A 6944-nucleotide genomic window follows, 5' to 3' on the forward strand; every position below is an offset into this window, starting at 1 on the left:
GCGATCCCTCCTAAAACAGTCTGACTTTAACAGATTGGTTCTTGTTCAAGCCTTCACTTTCTCTCTTTATGTGTACGTATCCATCCGCTTCAGTCATCAAGGAGATCATTCCTGATTTTCCGAATACCGGTTCAGCCCACAACTTGTCTCCGTCATTTTTTAAACGGACCGAAAGATACTCTTCCCTTCCACTGTTGGATGGATAATTTGTCAGCATGACTGCTTCCATATAAGGTTCGAATGCTTTATCATCATTTTCCATCGCTTGAAGGATCTTCTTTACAAAAATCTGAAATATTACAAACGCAGATGCAGGGTGCCCGGGAAGTCCGATCACTGCCTTGTTTCCTACCCTGCCTATAATGGTGGGTTTTCCGGGTTTTACGGCTATACCGTGAAGTAAAACTCCCGGTTCTCCCAGAGAATCGATTACTTTGACAGTAACATCCTTCGTCCCGACGGAACTTCCGCCGGAAATAACCACCATATCATTTTCCTCCAGGGCTTTTCTGACCAAGCGGTCTATCTCTTCATAGTCATCTTTTGCGATCCCGTATTTTTTCGGTTCCATCCCCATTTCCCTCGCCATGGAATAAACGCCGTATGCATTCATATCCCTGACTTGTGCACCTTCAGGATCCTCATGGATTTCGATAACTTCATCGCCTGTAGATATTATCCCTATTTTGAGTCTTCTTCTGACCTTTATTTTTTCATATCCAAGACCGGCTATCATTGCAATATCTTGATTTCTTAATTTTCTGCCCGCCTTTATTACCACCGAATCCTTCTTGACGTCGTCTCCTCTGAACACCACATTGTTACCCGGCGCTACCGTCTTGTTGAGAAATATATCCCCGTCTCCAAAATCTTCGCTGTATTCGACCATAACGACCGCATCGGACCCTTTGGGCAATTCTCCCCCAGTAGGCACGTATGCTGCGCAGCCTCTTTTGATTTCGAATTTTGGAGTTTCGCCCATTTTCACTTCGCCGGAAAGATGCATTTGAGCCGGCATGCTCTCGGATGCCCCAAACGTCTCTTTTGCAATTACCGCAAATCCATCAACAGACGATCTGTCAAATGGAGGCATGTCTTCTCTTGCGGTTATATCTTCATTAAGAATTCTTCCAGAAGCATTCTCTGTAGAAATTTCTTCTTCATTCACTTGGTAATCATAGAAATGTTCCTTGATTATCCTAAAAGTCTCATTTACACTTTTAACGTCAAACATCGTTTTCCTCCGTTTCACTGTAATCGATTGACACCCCCAAAAAATAAAAACAGGCTCGCAAATAATTTGTGCCATATTTGAACATAGTCAAGCAGGTGTCACGATTTTGAAGTTTATATATTTTGATTTTGATCTTGAAATAACCTGATTTTAGCTTAAATTTTTTGAAAATACGAGATTAACCTGAATTTATCCATGACATGATGTTCCTCCTTTTCAAAATGGAAGGCATATCCGTTTCCAGATACACCCTGACGGTTACAGATCCTTACAGGCGCTTAGGCTCTGCAACTCGGAGTTTATAGGTCAAGTCTACATAATAAATTTGCCATTGTCAACAACAGCATTCGATTATTGTTCTATTTTAGACCACTCAGCCTCCCGCTGTCAAAAATCGCAACTTGAACTTATCCAGAATTTCATCTGATGTGTATCCAATGATTATTTCCGTTTCCGGGAAGTCCAAAGCCCCTATCCTAACACTCTTTTCATCGCCGACAACAGCAACCCAGTTTGGCCCGATCACAGTCTTTTTATCGGATCCTCTGCCGCCCATCTCAACAAAGAATTTAAAATATTCTTCTCTGCTCTTTCCCCGCATGACAAATTTTCTTTCCAATACGCTACCTCCCCGCAATTATGGAGCTCATATTTTAATTGTATTACAAATTTCTTAATACTAAACAGATTAATATGATAAAATTACCCTATACGATATCGAGAGGAGCTTTTTTATGGTCAAGGTTGGCATCTTAACGTCCAGCGACAAAGGTTATGCTGGTGAAAGAATTGATGAAAGCGGCAAGTTGATAGCCGAAAGAATAAAGGAAATACCTGGGGAATTGGTTCAATACGTGATCGTTCCTGACGAATTTGAAGAGATCAAATACAATCTAATACAGATGTCTGATGAAACAGGAGTAGATCTGATACTGACTACAGGTGGTACGGGATTTTCGCCGAGAGACATAACCCCCGAGGCCACCACAGCCGTCATACATAGAAACGTCCCCGGTATCCCGGAGGCCATGCGAGCCAAAAGCTTGGAAATCACTTCCCGAGCCATGCTTTCCAGAGCAGCCGCCGGTATTAGGAATAAGACCCTGATAGTAAATTTGCCCGGCAGCAAAAAAGCTGTCGACGAATGTCTTGATGTGATCATCCCGGTGTTGACTCATGCCGTGGAAATCCTTAGGGGCGAAGGTGGAGAATGTGCTCGAACAGACAAAAAATAATGGGATCGCACGAATGTGCGATCCCATTATTTTTACTTGATCACCCTGCTGAAATAATCCGTCTCCAGGATCCTGGCAGAATAATGAAATTTTGCATTTATGACACTTTGAATGTTTTTTCTATAAGTATCACCGACATTTACTCCCGCCGCAGGTGTAAACTCCTTTGTTTGAGAATTATAACTTCCCTTGTCAGTTATGAAACTCCTGTTGCTGAATATTACAAGCGGTTCTCCCGGAGCAAAAATATCTCTTCCCATAAACAGTCGAGAATCGTATTCCAATCCAAGCATGTTGGAAATGGTAGGAATTATATCCAAGCTGCTGGCCGGTTTATCCACCACAACTGGCTCCATCCCATCCACATAGAGTATAAAATTATTCTTGTAAAGTTCAAAATTCTTCTCAACCTTGTGTCCCGCCAGTTCAGTTAAAGTTTCTTCCTCCAAGCCATAGGGATAGTGATCTGCACTTAATGCAATCAGGGTCTTGTCTGCAATACCCCTTTCACGGAGTTCGCTCAACAAATACTCAAGCGCCCGATCAAGTTCGATCTGACATGCTATGTACGCTTTCGCATTATCCGACAGATCCAAATGTTCTACCAAGCTTCTGTTCTTTGCCGCCATGGAATTGCCGACAAAAGTATACCTTAAATGACCGCTTACCGTCATGTAATAGGCATGAAAAGGTTGTTGATCCATATACTCGTCAACTGTAACTTCCATCATCTCCAGATCGGATTCAGGCCAAACTTTTTTTACATTCAGTCCGTTGCCAAGACCTTTGTATTCGTAACCCATATTTGGGTGTGACAGATGCCGGTTGTAATAGTCGTAAGTATGGTTATGGTACCCCATGGACTTGTATCCCAGATCATTCAACTGATTTGCCAAAACCAAAGGCAAATCGATTTTTGCGGATTCCGTAAAACTCCAGACTCCCCCTTTGGGTATCAAACCTACGTTGGCTACATATTCTCCATCAGAAGTACTTACACCCCAAATCGGAGTATAGAAATTTGTAAACTTGTATCCTTCATTTACCATTTTGTACAAGGTGGGCGTAACATCTTCTCTGACTGCGTAAGGTGAAAATCCTTCCGCCGTCAGCACGATCACGTTGTACCCTTCATATATTCCGGTATACTCGTTCTTTTGTGTCGGAGGCACCGAATTGAAGTAAGTGTGCATTTCCTTGATCTCTTCATTGGTCTCATTTGCAATCAGGCTGTCAAAATCTATATCCATTACGTTGTATTCTATCTTTGGTTTGTCATCATCCACATTTTCCGGCGTTTCTTCCCCTATAACTACGGGAATACCCACTTCAGGAGACCATCCAGTAACCAGCCTTTGAAGATCCAGTCTCATGGTAGTCACCAGACCAAGCTTCTCCACCGACATATTTATGTCTGCGCTTTTATAATAAAGATCATAAGGCGATTGAAAATCTTTTGTTCCCAGATTTAAAACTCCTACGCCTCCAAGATAAACGACAAATATCATCAACAATGCAAGGATGCGATTTTTCAATCCAGGTCTTTTTAAATCGATTTTCTTCCTTAAAAAGGCTATGTATAAAACTAGCGGCAATGACATAAGTACTATCCATGGTATGTTTTTGCCCGTGTAGACCACGATATCTCTCCAAAATTCAAAAACCTTTGTCCCCCTGCTCATGGAATAGACGGTATAATAAGTTTTGAATATCTTGTTGTATACTATCTGGGAAGAAAACATTATCCAGAACCACATTAATGCCAAAGTGGACAACAGGGCATTTGTCCTTTTGCCAAACAGGGTCGTCACAAAATATGTCCCTATCCCATATAGGGAAACCATCACCAGGGAAACCACAAGCCCCTCGCCGATCAGCGCGGCAGACGTTGCCAGCCTGAATGTCAATTCCATAAATATCAAGGATGCCACCAGATAAAATCCTAGAAATCTGCTTTTAATTTTTATCATAATTCTCCTCACACACATAAAATAAGCTACTCAATTACAACGAAAGTATACCACATCGATCTCGAATTAAAAAGCCGTACCGGCCCTAAACTTGTAAAAAGCTTGTCAATGTTTGCGCATAGAAAAAACCGCCTTTCAAAGACGGCTTTAAATCCTTCGATCAATAACCCAAATCTTCTCCAACCAAAATTATCTTGATCCTTCCCTGTACACTGCTTCTTCTGGTGATCACTATTTGAGAGCATATGCTTCCGTCACCCAAACAATCACCGCATACGCCCGTAATGGCGCAAGGTGTTTTTCTTTCCAGCCTGATGGTGTTTTGAGGCGAAGCAACATTTTGAGTTCTCCATATGCCGTTTTCCCTATTTTGCGACAGCTTGTTCATTCCCATTATGACCACTACATTTCGCGGTCCGTAGCACAAGGCTCCCACTCTGTTTCCCAATCCGTCTATGTTGACAAGTTCTCCCTGCGCCGTAAAGGCATTGGAACTCATAAGATAATAATCCGCATTCATCCCTTTTCTGGTCAATTCGTCTTTTTCCTCAGGATTTCTGGCCATCTCTCTGTTAATGACTTTGTAATCACCCTTTTCCAGAGAATCTATCAGGCCAAGTTCCTTTATCGTCATGCTGCCGCCAAAGGCCACCAATGATTTTTCCGGTATCAAATCCATGGCTTTTTTTAATGCGTCTTCCTTCGTCGGACAGTAATACGCTTCAAATCTCCTCTTCTTGAAATTTTCCACCAGGGTTTTCGATAAATTCGAATAATAGTTCTCTCTAACCGTCATGCGTCATGCCCTCCCAAATAATTTCTTTGATTATTACTTTATTTATTTAACTTTGATTTGTCAACATATTGAGGGTATAATTGGTAAAGAGGTGATGTTTTATGAAAATAGCCGCACTAACCGGCGCAGGTATTTCAAAAGCCAGCAATGTTCCCACCTTTGTTGAGATGGGCGACTTGAGGGACAAACTGAGCTGAAGTTATTTCCAGAGCGACCCAGAGGATTTTTACGCAACGATAAACCATATGAGGACCGTGATCGACAAAGCCAACCCCAACCCCGCACACAAAGCTCTTTCTGATTTAAATATTCCTGTAATAACCATGAATATAGACGGTTTGCACCAAAGATCGGGGAGCAGGGATGAAGATGTGATAGAAATTCACGGGAACATTCAAAGGGTATCCTGCCCAAAATGCAAAGACAGTTTTCATTTTTCGGTAACCATGAAATCCATACTCTGCCCAAAATGCAAAAAAACCGTTTTGGAACCTCAGGTGGTCCTTTACGGCGACCCCATACCAAGGCTGGGCGAAGCTCTTGAATTGATCAAACATATGGACACGCTGATAATTGTGGGTACGTCTTTTTACACCTCTACCGCCCATTACATCAAGGATGCCGCCGAAAGCATCGGAATTTCTGTGCATACGATCAATGAAAAAGCCGAGACCGTATTGCCCGCATTGCTAAAAGAATTATACAAAGGAGAGATTTAGATGCCATACGTAGATATAAAAACAGATTTTCTAATGGAAAACATAGACGTGAGGACCCTGAACAAAAATATTTGTGACAAGCTTTCCGTGCCAAGAAGCAGAATAAAAATTTCCTGGGCAGTATTTCACGAAGATCACTTCTGCAATCATCCTCCCGAGGATTGTCTGCCGTCGGAAATGGGTATGCACAGGCCCATAGTTCAAATAACAGTTTCCAAGCGGAATGACAGATCCTTTGTAGGATCATTGGTCAAAGCAGTAGTCGAAGAATTGTGCATGATCTTGAATACAAAAGAAGAAAACGTTTTGGTGCTGATCTATTATTTGGACCAGGGCGATATTTTCATAAACGGCAGTTACGTTTGATGAAACGGAGAAAAATTTGAAGATATCAATAGTTTGTGTAGGAAAAATCAAGGAGAAATATTATATTCAAGCAATCAAGGAGTTTGAAAAGCGTTTAAGCCGCTACTGCAGCCTGGAAATTATTGAAGTCCCAGATGAAAAGGCACCGGAAAATTTAAGCCCGGGTGACGTATTGAATCTGCTTGACCGGGAAGGTGACAAAATCATGGCAAAAATCCCTTCCAATTCATATGTGATCACCTTGGAAATTGACGGGAAAAATCTTTCTTCCTCCGAACTGGCTGATCACTTGGAGAAGTGCGGTGTGTCCGGCAGGAGCAGCATATGCTTTGTCATCGGTGGATCACTGGGGCTTTCCCAGTCGGTTAAATCACTCAGTGATTTCAAACTGTCTTTTTCCAACATGACTTTTCCTCATCAACTTTTCAGGATAATGGTTCTTGAACAGATATACAGAAGTTTTAAAATCAACCGAAATGAACCGTATCATAAATGATTGAATAATACGGACGATAATTACCACCAAGTCCGGTGATTCGTTCCACCGTATCCGGTATGATATTCCACCCGTTCCGGCTTTGTTTCAATAACCTATAATGGAAGTATGCATCGACTGATATCGTC

The 6944-nt window shown here is 41.9% G+C and carries 7 protein-coding genes, 1 pseudogene and 1 riboswitch; of the genes and pseudogenes, 4 read left to right on the forward strand and 4 right to left on the reverse strand.

The window, feature by feature from the left end:
* Positions 1-10: 10 nt before the first annotated feature.
* Both IWB18_RS07445 and IWB18_RS07450 read right to left on the reverse strand, forming a co-directional pair.
* Positions 11-1234 carry a molybdopterin molybdotransferase MoeA gene (locus tag IWB18_RS07445; protein ID WP_195682990.1) on the reverse strand — a complete coding sequence of 408 codons (1224 nt, stop codon included), beginning with the start codon at positions 1232-1234 and terminating at the stop codon, positions 11-13.
* Positions 1235-1427: 193 nt separating this feature from the next.
* Positions 1428-1544: riboswitch (molybdenum cofactor riboswitch) on the reverse strand.
* Between the two features lie 63 nt (positions 1545-1607).
* On the reverse strand, positions 1608-1853 hold the full coding sequence (locus tag IWB18_RS07450) for a hypothetical protein (RefSeq protein WP_195682991.1): 246 nt from the start codon (positions 1851-1853) through the stop codon (positions 1608-1610).
* A gap of 115 nt (positions 1854-1968) precedes the next feature.
* Here IWB18_RS07450 and IWB18_RS07455 point away from each other — a divergent pair, with 115 nt between their 5' ends.
* The gene (locus IWB18_RS07455; RefSeq protein WP_195682992.1) at positions 1969-2469 is read left to right on the forward strand and encodes a MogA/MoaB family molybdenum cofactor biosynthesis protein; all 501 of its coding nucleotides are present in this window, start codon (positions 1969-1971) and stop codon (positions 2467-2469) included.
* A 32-nt stretch (positions 2470-2501) separates the two neighbouring features.
* On the opposite strand, the gene IWB18_RS07460 is transcribed toward IWB18_RS07455, so the two are convergent.
* Positions 2502-4439, reverse strand: a complete 1938-nt coding sequence (locus tag IWB18_RS07460; protein ID WP_195682993.1) for an LTA synthase family protein — start codon at positions 4437-4439, stop codon at positions 2502-2504.
* A gap of 160 nt (positions 4440-4599) precedes the next feature.
* A complete protein-coding gene (locus IWB18_RS07465; protein ID WP_195682994.1) occupies positions 4600-5235 on the reverse strand; it encodes a lactate utilization protein in 636 nt (211 codons plus the stop codon).
* Positions 5236-5447: 212 nt separating this feature from the next.
* Between IWB18_RS07465 and IWB18_RS07470 the strand changes: the two are divergent.
* From IWB18_RS07470 to rlmH, 3 genes and pseudogenes are all read left to right on the forward strand, one after another.
* Positions 5448-5954: pseudogene (locus IWB18_RS07470) on the forward strand (SIR2 family NAD-dependent protein deacylase); the annotation flags it as partial.
* Positions 5955-6320 (forward strand): tautomerase family protein, encoded by a 366-nt coding sequence (locus tag IWB18_RS07475; RefSeq protein WP_195682996.1) that lies wholly within the window; start codon positions 5955-5957, stop codon positions 6318-6320.
* A gap of 16 nt (positions 6321-6336) precedes the next feature.
* On the forward strand, positions 6337-6816 hold the full coding sequence (gene rlmH, locus IWB18_RS07480) for a 23S rRNA (pseudouridine(1915)-N(3))-methyltransferase RlmH (protein ID WP_195682997.1): 480 nt from the start codon (positions 6337-6339) through the stop codon (positions 6814-6816).
* Positions 6817-6944: the final 128 nt, after the last annotated feature.

The sequence above is a fragment of the Alkalibacter mobilis genome (assembly GCF_015594845.1).
GTDB classification, from domain to species: Bacteria; Bacillota; Clostridia; order Eubacteriales; family Alkalibacteraceae; genus Alkalibacter; species Alkalibacter mobilis.